This is a genomic window from Gaetbulibacter jejuensis, assembly GCF_039524015.1.
Taxonomy (GTDB): Bacteria; Bacteroidota; Bacteroidia; order Flavobacteriales; family Flavobacteriaceae; genus Gaetbulibacter_B; species Gaetbulibacter_B jejuensis.
In genome coordinates this window covers 994,343-1,016,880 of record NZ_BAAAGF010000001.1, presented here as the reverse complement: position 1 = coordinate 1,016,880, position 22,538 = coordinate 994,343, and the positions used below count along the sequence as shown (strand labels likewise).

At 34.6% G+C, this 22,538-nt stretch carries 14 protein-coding genes; 8 read left to right on the top strand and 6 right to left on the bottom strand.

Annotation, left to right across the window (positions count from 1 at the left end):
* The first annotated feature begins 65 nt into the window (after positions 1–65).
* Positions 66–1,061, top strand: a complete 996-nt coding sequence (locus tag ABD011_RS04435; protein ID WP_343796113.1) for a glycoside hydrolase family 5 protein — start codon at positions 66–68, stop codon at positions 1,059–1,061.
* Here the strand turns inward: ABD011_RS04435 and ABD011_RS04430 are convergent.
* The 6 genes from ABD011_RS04430 to ABD011_RS04405 form a co-directional block, all read right to left on the bottom strand.
* Positions 1,058–2,269 carry a glycoside hydrolase family 27 protein gene (locus ABD011_RS04430; RefSeq protein WP_343796111.1) on the bottom strand — a complete coding sequence of 404 codons (1,212 nt, stop codon included), beginning with the start codon at positions 2,267–2,269 and terminating at the stop codon, positions 1,058–1,060. The two genes, ABD011_RS04435 and ABD011_RS04430, sit on opposite strands and share 4 nt — an antisense overlap.
* Before the next feature lie 96 nt (positions 2,270–2,365).
* Positions 2,366–4,834, bottom strand: a complete 2,469-nt coding sequence (locus ABD011_RS04425; RefSeq protein ID WP_343796109.1) for a glycan-binding surface protein — start codon at positions 4,832–4,834, stop codon at positions 2,366–2,368.
* A gap of 28 nt (positions 4,835–4,862) precedes the next feature.
* Positions 4,863–5,948: a hypothetical protein gene (locus ABD011_RS04420; RefSeq protein ID WP_129759306.1), complete on the bottom strand. Its 1,086-nt coding sequence runs from the start codon at positions 5,946–5,948 to the stop codon at positions 4,863–4,865.
* An 8-nt stretch (positions 5,949–5,956) separates the two neighbouring features.
* Positions 5,957–7,492, bottom strand: coding sequence for a RagB/SusD family nutrient uptake outer membrane protein (locus ABD011_RS04415; protein WP_343796107.1), 1,536 nt, complete (start codon positions 7,490–7,492; stop codon positions 5,957–5,959).
* Between the two features lie 56 nt (positions 7,493–7,548).
* Positions 7,549–10,704 (bottom strand): SusC/RagA family TonB-linked outer membrane protein, encoded by a 3,156-nt coding sequence (locus tag ABD011_RS04410; RefSeq protein ID WP_343796105.1) that lies wholly within the window; start codon positions 10,702–10,704, stop codon positions 7,549–7,551.
* A 286-nt stretch (positions 10,705–10,990) separates the two neighbouring features.
* Positions 10,991–11,869 (bottom strand): AraC family transcriptional regulator, encoded by an 879-nt coding sequence (locus ABD011_RS04405; protein ID WP_129759309.1) that lies wholly within the window; start codon positions 11,867–11,869, stop codon positions 10,991–10,993.
* Between the two features lie 203 nt (positions 11,870–12,072).
* Between ABD011_RS04405 and ABD011_RS04400 the strand changes: the two genes are divergently transcribed.
* The 7 genes from ABD011_RS04400 to ABD011_RS04370 are packed head-to-tail and all read left to right on the top strand — an operon-like array spanning position 12,073 to position 22,467.
* Positions 12,073–13,179, top strand: a complete 1,107-nt coding sequence (locus ABD011_RS04400) for a glycoside hydrolase family 26 protein (RefSeq protein WP_343796102.1) — start codon at positions 12,073–12,075, stop codon at positions 13,177–13,179.
* A 3-nt stretch (positions 13,180–13,182) separates the two neighbouring features.
* Complete coding sequence (locus tag ABD011_RS04395) at positions 13,183–15,021, top strand: sodium:solute symporter family protein (RefSeq protein WP_343796100.1); 1,839 nt, start codon at positions 13,183–13,185, stop codon at positions 15,019–15,021.
* A 2-nt stretch (positions 15,022–15,023) separates the two neighbouring features.
* Entirely contained in the window at positions 15,024–16,211 is a 1,188-nt protein-coding gene (locus ABD011_RS04390; protein WP_343796098.1) for a glycoside hydrolase family 130 protein, read from the top strand.
* Between the two features lie 3 nt (positions 16,212–16,214).
* A complete protein-coding gene (locus tag ABD011_RS04385; RefSeq protein WP_343796096.1) occupies positions 16,215–17,396 on the top strand; it encodes an AGE family epimerase/isomerase in 1,182 nt (393 codons plus the stop codon).
* Between the two features lie 11 nt (positions 17,397–17,407).
* Entirely contained in the window at positions 17,408–18,946 is a 1,539-nt protein-coding gene (locus ABD011_RS04380) for a glycosyl hydrolase (RefSeq protein WP_343796094.1), read from the top strand.
* Between the two features lie 2 nt (positions 18,947–18,948).
* Positions 18,949–20,301 (top strand): glycoside hydrolase 5 family protein, encoded by a 1,353-nt coding sequence (locus ABD011_RS04375; RefSeq protein ID WP_343796092.1) that lies wholly within the window; start codon positions 18,949–18,951, stop codon positions 20,299–20,301.
* A 6-nt stretch (positions 20,302–20,307) separates the two neighbouring features.
* Positions 20,308–22,467: a glycoside hydrolase family 9 protein gene (locus ABD011_RS04370; protein ID WP_343796090.1), complete on the top strand. Its 2,160-nt coding sequence runs from the start codon at positions 20,308–20,310 to the stop codon at positions 22,465–22,467.
* The last annotated feature ends 71 nt before the right edge of the window (positions 22,468–22,538 follow it).

The following is a 22,538-nucleotide window of genomic DNA, read 5'->3' as shown; positions in this document are numbered from 1 at the left end:
ATTTTTTTGACAAAATAATACTACTAAAAGCCTTGTAAATTGAGTACTTTAAACAAAAAAATAAAATGACTAGAAACATCTTTATAATTGCATTTTTAATCACTTCTACTCTATTTGCTCAAAACACTTTAAGTAGAATAAACGTTAAAGGCAACAATTTTGTGGACGACAAAGCAAATACTGTTGTTTTTAGAGGACTCAACACAAGTGACCCTCATAAACTAGATAACCAAGGTTATTGGACCTTAGAGTATTTTAAAGAAATAAAAAATTGGGGAGCAAACTTAGTGAGGTTTCCTATACATCCTCCAAATTGGAGAGAAAGAGGACACGATGCTTATTTTGAGCTTTTAGACAAAGGAATTAAATGGGCTGAAGAACTAGGAATGCATGTCATTATAGATTGGCACAGTATAGGTAATTTAAGAACAGAGATGTATCAATCTGATATTTATGATACTACCCAGAAAGAAACTTTTGACTTCTGGAGAAAAATTGCTGTTAGGTATGGTAACAACACAACTGTTGCCTTTTATGAAATTTTTAATGAGCCTACAACTTATAACCATACACTTGGGACAATTAATTGGGAACAATGGGTTAATATCAATAAAGAAATAATCACTATTATTAGAGCTAATGGCGGAAAAGGAGTTCCGTTGGTAGCTGGATTTAATTGGGCTTATGATTTAACACCATTAAAAACTAACCCACTTACTATTGAAGGTATTGCTTTTGTGAGTCATCCATATCCTCAAAAGAGAGAAAAACCTTGGGAAGCCAAATGGGACAATGATTGGGGTTTTATTAAAGAAACCCATCCTTTAATTTTAACTGAAATAGGGTTTTGTGGTCCTGAAGATCCAGGAGCACACTCTCCAGTAATTAGCGATGAATCTTATGGAGATGCCATCACAAATTATTGCGACCAAAAAGGTATTTCTTATATGATATGGGTATTTGATAAAGAATGGGCTCCTCGTCTTTTTATTGATGATGATTACACTCCATCTAGACATGGTAAATACTTTAAAAAGAAACTAAAAAGCTATAAATATTAGTTCTTTTTATCAAGTTTAACCATTAGCACATCGTGAGATTCTATAACAGATTGTAAATGCTTAGAAGTATCTCCTAAATCTTTATGATTGAATAAGTCTCTTATTGTAAACTTGGTCTTTTTCATATCAACGTATTTACCATTTAAATCGTCACCAATGTTATGTTTTTCCCAATCATAATCTAATTGAATTGGTTTATCACTCATATTTACAAAGGTTAAAGCCCAAGCATCGTTATCTAGTGGTTTTATCCAAATTTCAATATTGTTTTCGTTTGAAAACCTAAATCCTTGAATACCCAACTTATCTTGATTAACAGCTATAACTTCTTTATTCGTTAGTGTTTTTATAGTTTCTTTAGAAGCTGTTCTTAAATCATTACCCATAATAAGTGGAGAAGCCAACATGCTCCACATTGCAAAATGGGTTCTATCCTCTGCATCAGTCATTCCATTACCAACTTCCATCATATCTAAATCATTCCAGTGACCAGGACCTGCAGCTTTTCTAATATTCTTTCTCATATTGATAATTTTCCAAACTCCAGAAGACGACCATGAACCATGACCAACTTCGCAATCCCAACAATTAATAATATCACCTGTTACTCTCCATAAATGCCCAACATCTTCTGCCCATTCCCATGGCTTATTGTCTCCCCATTCGCATATACTAAACACAATTGGTCTACCAGCTGTTTTAAGTGCATCTCGCATTGTCATATAAGCACCTTCAGCATTTAGTTTAGGTGTGTTACACCAATCATATTTTAGATAATCCACATCCCAAGACGCATAACTCCTTGCATCTTGATATTCATATCCTCTACTCCCAGGATAACCAGCACATGTAGTATAACCTGCACAATTATAAAGTCCAAACTTTAATCCTTTTGAATGTATATAATCTGCAAGGGCTTTCATTCCGCTTGGGAATTTTACTGGGTCAGCAACAAGATTACCATTAGCATCACGCTCTTTAGCCATCCAACCATCGTCTAAAACAATGTATTCATATCCTGCATCTTTAAAACCTAATTCTTCAAACTTATCAGCAATTTCCATAACCAGTTTCTCATTGATATCTGTCCCAAAAGTATTCCAGCTATTCCAACCTAGAGGAGGTGTTTCTGCTAATCCTTCAAATTTTTGCGCATTGCTTGTTATTGAGATTAAAAATAAAAGTGCAAGTAAAGTGTTCTTTATCATTGGTTTTGTTTTTTAAAAAATTCCCTGTAAAAACTTTACAGGGAATTTAGACTAATTGGCATAATTAAGTTTATTACTAATAATCAAATATGAAATCTATAATTCTTCAAATCGTACGTTATCTATAGCAAAGTTCAGTAACACATCTGCGCCTTCGAAAGCCATTCCAAATTCAGCATCAACTAAGCTAAAATCAGGAACTCCAAGCACAGAGCAAGGAATGGATATTGTTGTCCAGCCTCCTTCAGTATCTAATGGTTCACCTGTATCATTCCAAGGTGCCCAATCGTAAAAAGCATCTACTCCATCAGAATCATTAAATCTAATTCTAAATTGACCTGCAGATAAAGGTTCAATTGTATAAATGTCAAACTTAAGCACATAAGCTCCAAGGTTAGAACCAACAGTACTAGCTCCATTAAAGGTACTTGGATCATTTCTCCAGAATAAATCTTGCCATCCAGTTCCTCCTGTTTGAAAGTTTGCTCTACCATAATTAGTTCCGTCTAAGCTTATAGCTGCATCGTTTTCAGCATTTACATTTCCCCACCAAGGACCATTAGCGTCCCAATCAAAGAATACTAAAGATGGATCATCAACAGGATCTGGACCTCCACATCCTGGAGAATCAAATCGAACATTATCAATAGCAAAGTTCAACAATACATCAGCGCCTTCGAATGCCATACCAAACTCTTGGTTTACTAAGCTGAAATCAGGTACTCCTAATACAGATAGTGGAATTTCAACAGTTTCCCATCCATCAGTTGTAAAAGGTTCTCCTGTATCGTTCCAAGGTGCCCAATCGTAAAATGCGTCAACTGCATCACTGTGGAATCTTATTCTAAATTGACCAGCAGTAAGTGGTTCAATAACATTAATATCGAATTTTAAAGAATACTCGCTTAAGTTAGAACCAACTGTAGCAGCTCCATTAAACGTGCTTGCATCATTCCTCCAGAATAAATCTTGCCATCCAGTTCCACCTGTTTGGAAGTTTGCTCTACCATAACTAGAACCATCTATAGACAAAGATGCATCATTTTCAGCATTTACATTTCCCCACCAAGGACCATTTGCATCCCAATCAAAGAATACCAATGAAGGGTCACTCACAGGACACAATCCACTTTCTCCTGTTTCTATACCAAGTGCACTTACTAATGCATCTGGCACTAAAACTCTATTTATTTCGTGGATGACTCCATTTGTAGCTCCAATATTTGATGTAATAATTTGAGAAGGGATTGCTTCAGAAAATGTTGGTAATAACTTAGGGTTATCACCACTTAAATCAACGGTAATATCGTCACCATATAAGGTTGAGATTGTTCCGCCATCAGTTAAATTACTAGATAGTAATGTTCCTGAATGAAGGTGATAGTTTACCAAATCGGTTAATACAGCTAATTCTTCTGGAGTATCAAACTCGTCTAAACTTTCAAAATTATTTACAGTAGCAAATAACGCAACAAAAGCATCGTTGTTTGGTGCAAGCGCTGTTAATTCATCACTAGATAAACTACTTGTTAAACCAACCATATCAACAGCTTGTAAAAACGTAGTAAACCCTCTGTCGTTACATCTTTCTACTATGTTAAGTGTTGCACTTAAAACATCTTGAAAAACACCTTCTGGCAACAATACTTTATCAACACCATGGATAATACCATTTACAGCTTGCACATCAGTAAGTACAATATTTGCATTGGTATAACTAGCGTCATCTATAACAGTACCTGTAATTGAAAACGATTCTCCTTGAACAGATGTTTGAACAGTACCATCTACTTCTTCGGCAACAACATTTTCTCCAGCTACTACGTGGTAAGTTAATACTTGCTGAAGCACATCAGTAGGAATATCATCTAAAGTAGCCCAACCAAAAGCACCATTTACTTCTGTCATAAACATTTCAAAAGCACTATTATTTGGTGCAAAAACTGTATAAACGTCTGCTCCTGCTAAAGTTGCATCTAAACCAGAAGCTTCTAGAGCTGCAGCAAACATTGAATAATCAGGGTTTGCCATTGCATGATCCGTAACTGTTGGTGGTAATAAAGCATTATCAACAGTATGCAATACTCCATTTGTTGCTCCCCAATCGTAAGCGTTATCTACTAAAGAAGCAACTCCATTAAGTGTTAAATCAGCATTTGTATTTACATACAAGCTTAAGTTATTACCATCTGGACCTGTTGCTAAAGTTGTTAAATATCCTGTTGTAAAAGTCGATGCAAAATCGGCAGTCACAGTACTAAGAACATGGTTTAACAATGCGTTTTGCAATTCTTCATCAGTTAAAGAACCTGCTCCAGCATCAGACATTGCTGCATTATTAGGCGCAAATACTGTATATGTTGTGGTGGTTCTTAAAGTTTCATCTAATCCTGCTTGAACTAAAAGACCTGATAAAGTTGAAAGATCAGATGTTTCGGAAATTATTTCGGTAAGGTTTCTAGGGTCGTTGCCTAATTGTGGGTATAAATCATCATCTTCTTTACATGATGTTATACTCGCCAAAACAGCAATCATAACCAAGTAATATATTTTAAAAACTCTCATTACGGTAAATTTTAATTTTGTTTAGTTATTATAGGAATCCAAAATCATCTACATAAAATATGTATTGAGACAATCCTGTATTTGATGATTCTTGAAAATCCAATCTAAAAATTGTACTTGGCTCACCTCCATTTGGATAAAAATCTGATAATGGAATTACAACTTTGTTCCACTCTCCTGGAATTAGTTCTATTGGTTGATGAGACGCAGCTCCATCAAAATCATTAATTGCAAGGGTTACTGAATCTCCAGCAGCTCCTGTTCCATAAACTGAAACTGTTATAGCATCATATTCATCAAAAGGAATATTAGGTGCTAAAAACGTTAAACCAGACCAACCTTCTCTAATACTCTTAATTGAATATTGACCAAGAGCAACTTCGGTAGAGGCTAAATCATGTGTTCCTCCCCATTCACTTGTTGTCCATTCTGGATGTAATTCATCTATATAAATTGAATACGAAAATCCATAAGAATCAGATTGCGCTATAGCTCCTCTACTTGTTGCTAAGTAAATAAAGGCTTGCTCTACACCATCAGGAACTTCAACTGTTACCATAGTTTCAGAAACAAAAACTATTTCAGCAGGTAACTCTACTAAGTTTCCGTTTTCTTCTGATCCACTTACAAAAGTTACTGTAGACGTATCAGTAAAATCTCCACCAAAAAGATGTACTAATTTTACACCATCAACAGTTTCTTCTGTAAATTCTTCTATTGTTAAAAGAGAGAAATCGTACTCTACTGCTCCTCCCAAGGTTTCTAGTCTTAAAATATTTGCTTGACCAACATAAGGTGCATTGACTGGAACCGTCACAAAAGCAATATTATCAGTAACGAATGCAGGATTAAAACCTGCTTGGTACCCATTAAAATATACTTTTGAAAGTGTTCCTAAATATTCTCCTCTTATAATATAAGTGCCTTGAAGCACACCTTGAGTAACCGCAACATCTTCAGTAGCTTCGCTTACACTGTGTATTACAGGAGGCTTCGACGCATCTGGAGAAGAAGGATCTCTAAAATCGTTTTCACAAGATGTCAATTGAACTAATGAGAAAATCAGTAAAATGAACCATCCTGTTTGCTGTATTTTAAAATTTATTTTTTTCATAATCTTTTTTATTCAAATTCATAAGGAACTGGTGCTTCCAATAGCGCTGGATTGTTTTGAATCTCATTACTAGGATAAGGGAACAATAAATCGTCCATTGATGCTGGAAAGGTTTCAGAATTGATTGTTGGAGGAGATGTATCGTCATTAAAAGTTCCTCTTTCGGTATTGCTTAAGAAATTTAATGCGAAGTCTGGTCCTTGTCTTACAACATCATACCAAAACTCCATTTCAAAAGCCAATTCTATACGTCTTTCTTTAAATACATCTTCAAGGGTTGGGTTAGCAATTTCATCTAAGCCTGCTCTTCTTCTAATTTTATTGAAAGAGTTAATACCTTCAGTAGTAGAACCGCCTCCATTAAGCGCAGCTTCTGCATGAATTAAAAGCAACTCTCCATATCTTAATACATAAGTGTTATTTGGATAACTTTGAGAAGCTCCACCACCATTACTAGCTGCAGAACCGATTACATATTTTTTAACACCTACATTACACCCTTGATGGTCGATAGTCTCAGATACTGTGTAACCTCCATTAAGGTCTGGATAAAAAGCTCCAGGAGCCATAATTGTTGCGTAGTATCTTAAATCTTGCTCAGTATCTTCATAAGCTTCTTGTAAATCTATTGAAGGCCCAATTGCTGACCAACCATCAGAAAAACCTGTAACTCCTGCAGGAGCAAAAAGCGACTGCACTCCATTACCTTCTGCATAAATACCTGTATTAGTCCATTGTAAAGCGAAAATAGATTCAGGGTTGTTATCGTTTGCTGTTAAAAACAAATCGTAATAACTACCTGATGGGTCTCCATCTTCAGCATCACCTCCATAAAGCTTAAACTCTCCAGAATTGATAACTTCGCTAGCTAGCTGATAAGCCATAGGATAATTTTGCTCATATAAATATACTTTTGCCAACATCGCTTTAGCTGAACCACTAGATACCTTAGCATTGGCATCATAATTAGCTCCTCTAATTTTTTCGTAGCAATTATCTACGGCAAATTGTAAATCTCTTTTTATAAATTCATACACATCAGACTCTGGGTTACGAGGTACAACAGGTTCTAATACGTATTCGTTATTATCAGCAATAATTGGAATTGGTCCAAAAATTCTAACTAAATAGAAGTACGCTGATGCTCTAATAAACCTTGCTTCACCAACAGCATTATCAACAACATCTTGAGGCACACTTGGTCCTGCTGCATCTGGTAGCGTATTAATAACTGCATTGGCTTGCGCAACAACTGCGTACAGAGATTCCCAAGCTTGAGTTAATGTTCCATGTTCACCAGTAATGGCAAAATTCACAAAATCGGCATTTCTTGGATCCCAAGTTCTTCCGTTACCTGAGCTTAATTCACCAATACACCATGACACGTTAGTCACAAAATTGTACCAAGGTCTAACATAAAGTGCATTTGTTGCAGCATTTACCTGCTCAGTAGTTTCGTAAAACTCGGCAACGTTATACGAATCTTCTGGTGGTCTGTCTAAAAAGTCGTCACTACAAGATGGCATGCATAACACAACTGCCATTATCACAATGAGTTTAGTTTTAAATAAATTGTTCATATTATTCATAGCTAATGTTTTTAAAATTCTACATTTAATCCAAGAGTGAAAATCCTTGGCGTAGGGTAACGACCATTATCAACTCCCATTAATAGTGCATTTTGATTATACACTCCAATCTCTGGATCGTATCCTGAATATTTAGTAAATGTGTAAAGATTTTGAATCATACCATACACTCTAAGTCTATTGATACCGAAAGTCCTAGTTGCATCAGATGGTAATGTATATCCTAATGTTACATTTTGAATTCTTAAATAAGAACCATCTTCAATATATCTGTCTGAAATATTAATATTTGGCGTATCGTTTCTTGCTAATCTTGGGTTGCTAGCATTTGGATTATCAACCGACCAGTAATCTAACACTGATGGTAATTGATTGGTGTAAGTTTGATTTCCTGCAGTAAGACTTCTGTTTACAGCATTAAACACATCGTTTCCATAAGATCCTTGCATAAAAATCGATAAATCAAAATTCTTATAGTTAAAAGAGTTTTGGAAACCAAATGTAAAATCTGGATGAGGGTTTCCAATAACTGTTCTATCATCTGTGTTTACTACTCCATCACCATTGATATCTTTAAACTTAATATCACCTAACCAAGTAGTGGAGAACAATGCATCTTCAAAAGGTCTTCCAAACTGAACTGGAGCACCATTAATATCGTCTAGTGTTCTAAAAATACCTTCTACCTTGTAACCGTAGAATAAACCTATAGGCTGACCTACTTGAGTAATGGTTACGTTTTGGTTAGAAGTATTCATTGTCATTTCACCAAAAATGGTTAAATCCCCTAACAATTCTTTCACTTCATTTTTATAATGTGAGAATGTTAACGACGAATTCCATGAGAAATCTTGTGAACCTTTTGTTTTATAATTAAGTGTAACATCAATTCCTTTGTTTACCATTTCACCAAGGTTTACCCAAGGTGCTGCAATTGCTCCTGGAGAATTCCCTCCTGTAATAAAATCAGTAACTGCTAATTGATACAAGAAGTCTTTAGATACTTTATTGTACACTTCTACAGTAGCGTTAAGCCTAGAATCGAACACCGAGAAGTCAAGTCCTAAATTGGTTTGTGTTGACGATTCCCACTTTAAGTCTTCGTTTGCAAAGTTTGCAAACTCAAAACCAGTTCCTAAACCAGTTGACACTGTATTTAATCTTGCTCCATAAGCAAAGTTTGGTATAGCTTGGTTACCTACTTCACCATAACCACCATAAATTTTTATGTTTTGAATCGCATCAAAATCGTCCATAAAATTTTCGTTAGACAGTCTCCATGAAGCTGAAACTGATGGGAAGTATCCCCATTTATTGCCTTCTGCAAATTTTGAAGAACCATCAGCTCTAATTGAAGCTGTGATGTTATACTTGTTGTCGAACGAGTAAATAGCTCTACCAAAGTATGAAGACAATGCTGTACTACCTTTGTACTGATCTGTATTGTCAATTGCATTTCCTGTCCCTAAAATTGGCACATCGTTACTAACAAACTCACCATCTGAAGCAATTACTCCTTGCCATTTAGACTCCTGAGCTTCTTGACCTAACATAACAGTTACATCGTGTTTATTATTAAATTTCTTTTGAAAGGTTAATATGTTTTTCAGAATCCAGAAATCGTTGTTCTCTCTTCTTACACTCAATGCACTTTCGCCTCCTGTGATTTCTCCATAAGAGAATGTAGGTTGAAATCTATCACTTACATTATTTCCAAAGTCTCCACCAAACTCAGTTCTGTAAGTCAGGTTTTTACCTAGTTTAAGTTCAGCAAAAATATTTCCAAAAAACCTATTACGTTCTAACCTATTGCTTAAGCTAAGTGCTCTTGCTATTGGGTTTTCAAATTTAAAATCATCATCCAAGTCTGGTCCTGCAAAAGACCCATCAGGATTATAAACTGCTGTGGCTGGGTTATTTAATAATGACAAATAAATGATACCGTTTGTAGCATTATTCAATGTTAATTTATCATTTGTTCTACTTGCAGTTAGATTAGCACCTACTTTAATTTTATCGGTAATATTTGCACCAACATTAGCTCGTACATTAATACGATCAAAACCAGAACCAATTACAGTTCCATCTTGGTCTAAATATCCTGCAGACAAAAAGTAATTTACATCTTCACTTCCACCTGAAAATGAAACTTCATGACTTTGCATTACTGCATCATCAAAAATCTCTTGTTGCCAGTTAGTACCTGGTCCTAAGAGACTAGGATTTAAAAATTCAATTTGCGGATTCAACCCATAAATTTCAGCCATTTCATTTTGAAGTCTCGCATATTGACTCAAATCCATTACCTCATAGAAATTAGTTGGTCTTTGAATTGCTAGGTAAGTGTTATATCTAAGTGTCCCTTTTTTATTCTTACCACTTTTAGTTGTGATAATTACAACTCCATTTGCTCCTCTAGATCCATAAATTGCAGTTGCTGATGCATCTTTAAGAATATTAATAGATTCAATATCACTTGGGTTTAACGCAGCCAATGGACTAACACCAGTTGCTCCATCTCCTTGACCTAAGTCGTTATCAGCTATAGATCTACCACTTGTAGAAATATTATTAGAATCTCCCGAAATAGGAACTCCATCAATAATATAAAGCGGTTCAGCTGAACCAGAAATAGTATTTACACCACGAATTCTCACAGAAACAGCACTACCTGGTTGCCCAGAGTTTTGAGTAATACTAACTCCCGATGCTCTACCTTGCATTAATTGATCCACACTTACTTGTGGCAAATTATTTAACGCTTCAGTATCAATAGTTGATACCGAACCACTCAAATCTTCTTTTAATTGCGATCCGTAACCAATCACAACTACTTCATCTAAGCTTTCTAAACTTTCCACAAGAGTCACGTTAATAGACACTCTACCTGAAACAGCAGTTTCTTGAGTTACAAAACCTAAATAGCTAAAAACTAGAGTGGCATTATCCTTAACGGTTATCACATAGTTTCCGTCAAAATCTGTGTACACTCCATTACTTGTTCCTTTTTCAAGAATGTTTACACCTGGAAGTGCCATACCATTTTCATCAGTAACCACACCTTTTACCTGGGTTTGGGCAAAAGCTAGTTGACCAACTAAACAAAACAGTAAAAAAGTATAGTAGTACCTACTACCATAAATGTTTTTTAAATTGATTTTTTGCATGTTTTTTTAGTGTTAGTACAGTAAATTGTACATTTTGAATATTTATACCTCAATAATTATAATATGCGTAATTATAAAGGGTGTTTTTTGTCAATATCAAAATTAAAGGAAATGTTAAGTTAGTGTTAATATTATTTTGTCAATTATTTATATAATTTTTTATAAAAACTTTCAAACAATCAACAAACAACACTAAATAGAGCTAAAAAAACAAATATAGACACCAATATCATCTATATATGTGCGCAGAATAACAAAATAGTATAGTCTTTTGTAGCTAATACTATTAGAGTATACGTTTTATACCCGAAAACTCCGTTTTATACTGGCTTGGAGTGCAGTTTTTCAATTTTTTGAAAACTCTATTAAAATTAGCAATATTATTAAACCCACAATTAAAGGCTATCTCAGAAATACTATTATCTCTTTCTAACAACCACATAGAAGCATACCCTATTCTAACGTCATTTACATAGTCAACAAATGTTTTTCCAGTACGTTTTTTCATAAATCTATTAAAAGACACATTGCTCATATTTACCAACTCAGAGACTTCAGACAGGGTTATTTTTTTATCAAAATTCTCCTGAACATACTCATAAACCGTTTTAATTTTATCACTGTTCTCAAAGTTTTCCCTATTCACTGTATAGGTCGATAAAAGCCTTTGATTTCTTGAGTTAGCTAAATCATGAAGTATAGATATAATTTCGAGAAAATAGTCAATCCCATCAATTCTAGAAAGCCTAGAAATACGCTCCTTTAAATCTAAAGCCACTTTTTTTGAAAACAAAATACCATGAACCGACCTGTCAAACATCTCTTTTATAGGCTTCATGATTTTTCTTGACAAAAACTCGTCTGCAAACAAATGCTGATGAAACTGAATTGTAATCTCATGTATATCGTCATTCTTACAATTATGCGTCAACCATCCATGATGAAGATTAGGACCAACCAAAACAAGCTCAACCTCTTCAATCTCTTCAATACTATCACCTACAACCCTTTTTACTCCTTTACCATTACTAATAAAATTCAGCTCATATTCTGGATGAAAATGAATAGGAAAATCAAAATCATCTTTTACCCTATCAAAAACCAAAAAACTATCTTCTGGAGACAAAGGAGTGATCTCCCTATGCACTTTTTTTAAAATATCCATATATAATGATGTAATAATATTTTAACAATTTGATAAAATAATATCATCAAATTGAATTTTGTATAGTTAATTTTGAACAATAAATAATTGTCAGCGTGCTAAATTATAAAATCTTCATTTTATATTGCATAAAATTATTAATAAAATAAAAAATGATAAAAAACTATCCATTTTATTTAAATAAAACAATTTGCATTAAAGTAATGATACTATTTTTTCTTTTTTTGCCACTTTCTTGTAAAAATGACAAAAAAGAAAATTTAAAAAAGGACACTTCTGTTGAAAAAGATGACATCAAAACAAAACGTTCAATTGATACTGAAGATCTAATTTCTAAACTTTATACAATTTCAAAAAAAGGATTTGCAATTGGTCATCAAGATGCCACTTCTTATGGATTAAATTGGAAACACGAAGATTCTCCTGAAGTTATAAAAAGTGATGTCAAAGAAGTTTCAGGTAAACTTCCTGCAGTTTATGGTTTTGACATTGGACATATTGAGCTCAACAACACTCACAACTTAGACTCAGTTTCTTTTACAACTATGCGTCAATTAATGATTGACGCTTACAAAAAAGGCGGAATCATTACCGTAAGTTGGCATGCTGACAACCCTACATCTAATGGAGATTCTTGGGATAAAACCTCAACTGTTTCAGACATTATTAAAGGCGGAAAACATCATGACAAATACCAACTATGGGTAAAACGAGTAGCGGACTTTTTAAAATCTGTAGAAATTAATAATCAACCAATCCCTATTGTATTTAGGCCATTTCACGAAATGAACGGAAGCTGGTTTTGGTGGGGAGAAGGCAACTGTTCTGTTGAAGATTATAAAACTTTATGGATAGAAACAGTTGACTTATTAAGAGACACGCATCAACTCAACAATTTATTATATGCTTATTCTCCTAATAAATTAAACCCAACAGACGACTACATGAAATACTATCCTGGTGATGAGTATGTAGATATTTTTGGGATTGATATTTATGATTTTAAAGACTCTGAAGGTTTTATAAATTCTCTACAACACGATTTAGCTATCGTAAAAGAAATTGCTGACCAAAAACAAAAACCATATGCATTTACCGAAACTGGCTTAGAAACACTTTCAACACCAAACTGGTTTACCGAAGTGCTTTATCCTAACCTAGAAAACACTGGTATTTCTTGGGTTTTATTTTGGAGAAACGCAAGACCAGATCATCATTATATGCCATACAAAGGACATCCAATTGTTGATGACTTTAAAGCTTTTGAAGCATTACCAAAAACCTTATTTTTAGAAGACCTAACTAACTAAAAAATGAATTTAATACACCCTATTGATATTGCCATAATCTTACTATATCTAGTAATTATAGTTGCAATTGGTTTGGTTCTAAGAAAAAGAGCTCAACGCAGCAAAGACGATTATTTACTTGGTGGAAAATCTATACCATGGTATATGCTTGGGCTTTCCAACGCATCAGGTATGTTTGATATTTCAGGAACCATCTGGTTGGTGACACTCATGTTTGTTTATGGTATTAAAAGCGCATGGATACCTTGGCTATGGCCAGTATTTAACCAAATATTCCTTATGGTTTACCTATCTAAATGGTTAAGGCGCTCTAATGCAACAACTGGTGCTGAATGGATAGGAACACGTTTTGGTTTTGAAAAAGGGGCTAAACTTTCCCACATCATTGTTGTTGTATTTGCACTCATTATGTGTTTAGGTTATCTAGCATACGGATTTATTGGGTTAGGAAAATTTATTGAAATTTTTATTCCTTGGGAATTAGTAAGCAACTATGTGCCTTTCACTATTCCTTTAGAATATGTACCACATTTTTATGGTGTTATCTTTACACTGTTTGCAGTTTTCTACTCACTTCTTGGTGGAATGTCTGGTATTGTTTGGGCAGACGTTGTTCAATTTGCAATCATGACTATTGCAGCTTTAGTAATAGGCTACCTTGGTTTTCAAGCAGTCGGTGAACATGTACTTAATGTTCCTGAAGGTTGGAAAACCCCATTCTTTGGTTGGGAACTCAATATGGATTGGAGCGAAATAATCCCAGAAGTCAATCAAAAAATAAAAGAAGACGGTTTTGGTTTATTCACCATTTTCTTTATGATGATGGTTTTTAAAGGTGTTTTAGTTAGTGTTGCTGGTCCTGCACCAACATACGACATGCAAAAAATACTATCTACAAAAAACTCAGCTGAAGCCTCAAAAATGAGTGGTTTTGTTTCAGTTATTTTAATGCCAATTCGTTATTTAATGATAGCTGGTTTTGCTGCGTTAGCTCTCATTTACTATGAAAAATTAAACCTAATGGATGCCACAGGAACTATAGATTTTGAGCTTATACTTCCTACTGCCATAAAAGAGTTTGTCCCTATTGGACTTTTAGGACTTTTACTAGCAGGTTTAATAGCAGCATTCATGTCTACATTTGCAGGCACATTAAATGCGGCTCAAGCATATCTTGTAAATGACATTTACCTTAAATATGTAAAACCTAACGCCAATGCAAATCAAACCAGAAACATGAATTACCTCACAGGTATCATAGTAGTTATTATTAGCATTGTCTTAGGGTTTTTCGCAAAAGATGTAAACTCTGTATTACAATGGATCGTCTCAGTACTTTATGGTAGTTACGTTGGTGCTAATATTTTAAAATGGCACTGGTGGCGATTTAATGGAGAAGGGTTTTTCTGGGGAATGGTTGCAGGTTTATTATCAGCAGCAATAGTTCCTGAATTATTCCCTAATATTCTTAGCTTATATCTATTCCCAATACTTCTGGTTGTCTCAATACTAGGAAGCATAATTGGCACCTACTCTGCTCCACCAACTGACGATGAAGTGCTAAAATCATTTTACAAAAACGTACGTCCTTGGGGTTTTTGGAAACCAGTACACGACAAACTCTTAGCCGAAGACCCAAGCCTTAAAAGAAACAAAGATTTTGGACGAGATATGTTCAACATAGTTATTGGAATTATTGCTCAAACTACCCTTGTAATACTTCCAATGTATATAATATTTAGACAACAAACACCAATATACATTTCAGTAGTTATACTTGTGATTTGTGTATTCTTATTGAAAAAATTCTGGTGGAATAAATTAGATGAAAAATTAGATTAGTTATGATGCGAAAAGATCTATATGTAAGAAGCTATAAACTTGAAAAGGTTTTTCAGGATTACGAAGCAGTGATAAACAAAAAAAACGAACCTTTACATAGCAAAAATGGAGTTTATAATCGTTATAAAAACCCAATAATAACAGCCGACCATATTCCTGTACATTGGAGATACGATTTAAACGAAGAAACCAATCCTAATGTTTTAGAACGCATAGGTTTTAATGCCACTTTTAATGCAGGAGCTATAAAATGGAATGACAAATACGTGCTTTGTGTTCGCGTTGAAGGTAATGACCGAAAATCATTTTTTGCAATGGCTGAAAGTCCTAACGGAATAGATCAGTTTGAATTTTGGGACAAACCTTGTGTTATCCCTCAAATAGAAGGAAATCCAGACACAAATGTTTATGACATGCGTTTGACTAAACATGAAGACGGTTGGATTTATGGTATTTTTTGTACTGAGCGCAAAGACCCAAATGCAAAAGCTGGAGACACTAGCTCTGCTATTGCTAATGCTGGCATTGTTAGAACCAAAGACCTTATCAATTGGGAACGCTTACCTGATTTAATTTCTAACACTGGCCAACAACGTAATGTTGTTTTACACCCTGAATTTGTAGATGGAAAATATGCGCTTTATACCAGACCTCAAGATGGGTTTATAGATATTGGTAATGGTGGAGGAATAGGATTAGGTTATGTTGTAGATATGCTAAATCCTGTTGTTGAAAACGAAAAAATTATAAACAATAAAGTTTACCACACCATTTTTGAACTTAAAAATGGGCAAGGTCCAGCTCCTATAAAAACCGAGAAAGGTTGGTTACATATTGCTCATGGTGTAAGAAACACTGCTGCAGGATTGAGATACACACTGTATATGTTTATGACCGATTTAAATGATATTTCAAAAGTGATTCATCAACCAGCTGGTCATTTTATGGGTCCTCAAGATGAAGAACGTGTTGGTGATGTTTCTAATGTTTTATTTGTAAATGGTTGGATTGAAGACAGTGATGGCACAGTTTACATTTATTATGCATCTTCTGATACACGCATGCATGTAGCAACAACAACTATTGAGAAGTTAATTGACTATTGTATTAACACACCTAAAGACACCTATACATCAGCAGGTTCAGTACAAACCATTATAGATTTAATAGAAAAAAACAAAAGGCCATAATAGATGAATGATGCCTATAAAACGATGCAATCTGAACTCCATTCAGAATTGCTCAACATATTAACCTATTGGACCAACAACACCATAGACCAAAGCTATGGTGGTTTTGTTGGTAAAATAACCAACGACAATAAAATTGTTGATAAAGCTAATAAAGGCATTATCCTTAACACTAGAGTTCTTTGGTCGTTTTCTGCTGCATCAAATTATTTAAACTCAAAATCTTATCAGTCTATTTGCGAACGTTCTTTTCAGTATTTAAAAGATTATTTCAAAGACAATGAATATGGAGGCTTTTACTGGGAACTCGACTACAAAGGACAACCAATTAATAAGCGTAAACAAGTATACGCACAAGCTTTCGGTATTTATGCATTGTCAGAATACTACAAGTTTTCAAAAGATGAAGAAGCAAAATCTCTAGCCATTCAACTTTTTGAATTATTAGAAAAACACGCTAAAGACACTAAAAAACTAGGATATATTGAAGCGCTTAATCAAGATTGGTCATCTATTGATGATATGCGTTTAAGCGAAAAGGATATGAACGCTGCAAAAACCATGAATACCCATCTTCATGTTTTAGAAGCCTACACAACACTCCTAGAAATCTATCCTAATGAGTCGCTTAAAAAATCTCTAACAATGTTGGTTGAATTATTCTTAACCAAATTTTTAAATAGTAATAATCATTACCATTTGTTTTTTGACGAAGACTGGAAATTACTCAGCAATTCCGTATCTTATGGTCATGACATAGAAACGATATGGCTTGTTATTGAAGCTGCAAAAACACTAAAGGACAACGACTTATCACAACAAGCTTACACAATAGCAACTAGAGTTGCAAACACATTTATTAACGAAGCGATTGATACTGATGGTGCAGTTATAAATGAAAAAAACCTAACCTCCAACCACATAGACACTGATAGACATTGGTGGCCACAAGTTGAAGCCTTAGTTGGCTTAAAATATGCTTACCAAATAAAAAATGATTCAACTTACATAGACACTGCATTAAAAATTTGGGAATTCACTAAAACTCATCTTATAGACACTGTTAATGGAGAATGGTTTTTTAGAGTTGATAAGAATGGAAATGTCTATCATAAAGAAGATAAAGTGAGCATGTGGAAAGCTCCTTATCATACTTCAAGAGCATGTATAATGATGAATATTTAAAAAATTGAACAATGAAAAAGTTACTTTTAATAACACTAAGCTTTTTAGCCTTTAGTTGCTCAAAAGACGATAACAATTCCAATAACGGAGGAGAAACCGTAAATCCTAAAGTATCCATTTCAGTTGGTAGTTCAGCTTCTGAACCAACTACTAATGGTGCTTTTAATATATCCTTAACAGGATCTTCAACCACTGCCACAACTGTTAACCTTAACATAAGCGGAACAGCAACCAATGGTGAGGATTTTCAAACGATAAATAGTCAAGTAACTATTCCTGCAAATAGCACATCACATTCAATTCCAGTAATAGTAATTGACGACAGTGATACCGAAGGAGATGAAACTATTATTATTGAGATAGTGTCAGTAAGTAACAATGCAGAAATAGGAACTCCAAACAGTGCAACCATGACACTTTCGGAAGAACCAGAAGCATTTGTATTACAACCCGAAGATACAGCTAACTATATGGTTAACCCTAATTCAACAGACGAAACCATAGCTTTATTTTACAACCTAAAAACAATGTCTCCAGACAGTTTTATTATAGGCCAACAAGACGCGTTTAATTCATTCTACAATAATGCAGTTGGTGATTCTGATATTAAAAAACTTACAGGAAGCGACCCAGGACTTTTAGGTTCAGATTTTATGTTTATTACTGATGATAATAATGACGGCACAGCTTCAAACTGGTTTTACCAACAAGAGCAAATTATTATGGCTGATGCTGTTGAAGCATACAACAAAGGCATGGTAAATATGTTCACTTGGCATTTAAGAGAACCTTATGATGGCAATCATTTCTACGTAAGTGAAATGACACAGTTTCAAGCTGAAAATGCTTTTGCTAGTATTTTACCTGGAGGTGCAAACCATGAGTATTACAAACAAAAACTACAAAAAGTAGCAGATGTTGCCAATAACCTAATAGGAAGTGATGGTAAAAAAGTTCCTATTATTTTCAGACCATTTCATGAGTTTGACGGAAACTGGTTTTGGTGGGGAGACGATTACTGTTCTCCACAACAATTCATAGAGTGCTGGCAATTTACGGTTACTTACCTAAGAGATACTCTTGGTGTAAATAATATGCTTTATGCTTATGCTCCTGACAATAGCTATACAACCGAAGCTTTATACTTACAGCGTTATCCTGGTGATGCCTATGTAGATATTTTAGCCATGGACAACTATGGTGACTTCAACAACCAAGGACAAAGTGGAGTTACTGCCGCAAACAACAAGCTTAAAATAGTATCAGATTTAGCAAAGCAAAAAGTTAAAATTGCAGCTTTATCTGAAACAGGTTACTTTGTTACTCCTGGTGATAACAACCCTATTTCAAACTTCTACTCAAGCAACCTTTATAACGCAATTACCAATAACAACAACCATATTGCTTTTATGATGTTTTGGTCAAACAATGAAAACACATATTGCACTCCAATACCAGGAATGACAGATGCTAACGACTTTATTGAGTTTACAAACAAACCAAAGTCTTTATTAGAAAACGAATTACCTAACATGTACCAACTCCCTTAATTATGATAAAACTAAAAACAATAACGCTTGCGTTTGCTGCTTTACTAGCACTATCTTCTTGTAAAGACGATAAAAAAGCAACAACTCAAGAAGAAACCACAACCGCAAAAGACACTTTAAATCCTGTTGAATTAGTGAGTGTGAAAGACGGAAAATTCTATAAAGGAGATCAGCCTTATTATTTCATTGGAGCCAACTATTGGTATGGTCCTTTAATTGGAGCTAAAAACATTGGAGATAGAGAGCGACTCATTAAAGAATTGGATTTAATGAAATCTGTCGGTATCGACAACTTACGTATTCTAGCTGGAGCTGAAGGAGATGGCAGCGACTCTACTGTTCATCCTGCTTTGCAACCCGAACAGGGAAAATACAACGAAGACCTCCTTGATGGATTGGATTTTTTATTGGCTGAAATGCGCAAGAGAAATATGTATGCTATTTTATACATGAATAACAACTGGATTTGGTCTGGTGGTATGAGCGAATATTTAGAGTGGAATGGTTATGGTGAAGTTCCTAATCCGTTTTTTACTGACAAATACACTTGGGATGATTATATGAAATATACTATGCAATTCCATTCATGCGAACCTTGTAAAGAAGCATTTTATAATCATGTTCGTTTTTTAATGGGACGCACCAATGCTTATACTGGTTTAAAATACACTGAAGATAACACCATAATGTCATGGCAAGTAGCTAATGAACCACGAGTGATGGTCGGAACAGAATATGAGAAGCCTTTTACCGAATGGTTAAATACAACTGTTGATTTAATTGAATCGTTAGACTCTAGACATCTAATTTCAACAGGTGCTGAAGGTAAAGCAAGTTATTTACAGGACATAGACATGTATGATCGTTTACACGACAATCCGAATATCGATTATTTAACTATGCACATGTGGCCAAAAAATTGGGGTTGGTATGATATTAATAATGAAGTTGAAACCACTCAACTCTCCATTGAAAATGCTAATGCTTATATGAACGAGCATTTAGAAATTGCAAAAAAACAAAACAAACCAATCGTCATGAGTGAGTTTGGTTTCCCTAGGGAAAAAGAAAGTTTATCCTTAGATGCGAATATCGACAATCGTAACACGTTTTATCAAGCTGTTTGCGAAAAAGTAACTGAAAGCAAAGCAAAAGGAGGCTATTTAGCAGGATTGAATTTTTGGGGATTTGCAGGTTACGGAAAAGCTAATATCGATGGTGATGGTAAGTGGCAACATGGAGACGATTTCACTGCTGACCCTCCTCAAGAACCTCAAGGTTTAAATTCGGTTTTTGCTAGTGATACCTCAACTTTAGAAATCATAAAAAATCATAACGATGCCTTAAAAAACTAATATATTATGAAAGTTCTAACGACACTTACTTTTTTATTGATGACAGTCATTACCAATGGTCAAACAGTATCAAAATATATTATTGTTGACCAATTTGGATATCGTACAAATTCAGAAAAAATAGCTGTAGTTAGAGATCCTTTAACTGGTTTTGATGCTTCTGAATCCTTTGCTCCTGGTTTTAATTACGCTTTAGTAAATGCAACAACAGATACTCAAGTATTCACTGGAAATGTTGTTCCTTGGAACTCAGGTAACGAAGATGATTCTTCTGGAGACAGAGCTTGGTGGTTTGATTTTTCGAGTTATCAAACTCCTGGAACCTATTATGTATTAGACATCAATCAAAATTTAAGATCATACGAATTCAGTATAGCTGATGATGTTTATGAAGAAGTTTTAAAACATGCAGTCAGAACATTTTTCTATCAGCGTGCAGGTTATGAAAAAAATGTGACTTACGCAGGAAGTGATTGGGCTGATAGCGCAAGTCATTTAGGAAATCTGCAAGATACTGAGTGTAGGAAATGGGATTCACCAAATGATGCTTCAACTGAAAAAGATTTGAGTGGTGGATGGTATGATGCAGGCGATTACAACAAATACACACATTGGACTGCAAACTATGTGTTTGATTTACTAAAAGCTTATATCGAAAATCCAAATGCTTGGAGCGATGATTATGATTTACCATATTCCAACAACGGAACTCCTGATATTATCGATGAAATTATTTGGGGAATGGATCACTTGCTAAGACTACAAGAAACCAATGGTTCCATGATTAGTATAGTGGATTTGGACCATGCGTCTCCACCTTCATCAGCAACAGGACAAAGTCTTTATGGAGGCGTCAACACAACTGCTACACTATCTTCTGCAGGAGCATTTGCATTAGGATCTAAAGTTTTTGAAGGATTAGGCATGTCAGATTATGCAAATACGCTAAGACAAAGTGCTTTAAACGCTTGGAATTGGGCAGATACTAATCCAAATGTTATTTGGGAAAACAACAGTTCTTCTTATAGTTCAGTTGGTATTGGAGCAGGACAGCAAGAAACGGATGATTATGGCAGATTTGCCTTAAAAATGAGAGCAGCTATTCATCTTTATGATTTAACTAATACAAGTTTACCTGAAGACGCTAGCATCAATTCTACAATGAAAACTTTTGTAGAAAACAACTATCAAGATATTCATCTCATTCTTTGGAATTATGCTTTCCCTTTTGAACAAGGCAATCAGGATAACTTGTTATACTATTCCAGTCTTGAAAATGTAGACGCTACAGTAGCAAATGAAATAAAAACAGTGTATCAAAACAGCATGAATTCTGCTAGTAATTTTGAAGCATTAACTAACGAAACCGATCCTTATTTAGCACATCTTGAAGATTATGTTTGGGGAAGTAATGGCATCAAATCCAGAAAAGGATTAATGTTTACTAACTATGCATTACACGACGTTAACAGCTCTAATAATGCAGATGCTATGCGAGCTGCTGAACGTTACATTCATTACTTACACGGTGTAAATCCATTAAACTTTTGTTACTTATCTAACATGTACGATTATGGTGCTGACCATGGCGTTAATGAATTTTACCATACATGGTTTGGAGATGGAACTGATTGGGATAACGTACTAAACGACCCTTATGGACCTGCTCCTGGATTTTTAACAGGTGGACCAAACCCTTCCTATAATTGGGATGGATGCTGTCCTTCTGGTTGTTCTGGTTTAACATGTGATGCAACTCAAGTTGCAAGAATTCAAGATCAACCTAAACAGAAAGCCTATGACGATTTTAATACAAGTTGGCCCATGAACTCTTGGGAAGTCACCGAAAACAGTAATGGCTATCAAGTGGCTTACATTAGATTGCTATCACACTTTGTGAATGGATCAAGTTCGCTTTCTGTAAAAGATAATGTTTTTAACGACGTTTCGTTTTCACCAAACCCTTTTACAGATAGTTTGACAGTTCAAGTTTCAAAACCATTCAACTATATCATTTATGATTTAAAAGGTGTAGCAATTGAAAAAGGGCATTGCAACCAAAATTGTAGTATTGGTAAAACGATTAAAACATCAGGTATTTATTTGGCTAAACTATTTAACAATCAAAGTAGTAAAACTATCAAACTGATTAAAAAAATAGAGTAGTTTAACGCGAAATTTTCCTTCAAAAATGCACTTCTCGATACAAAATTCTTGCAGAATTTTACTCGAAGTGA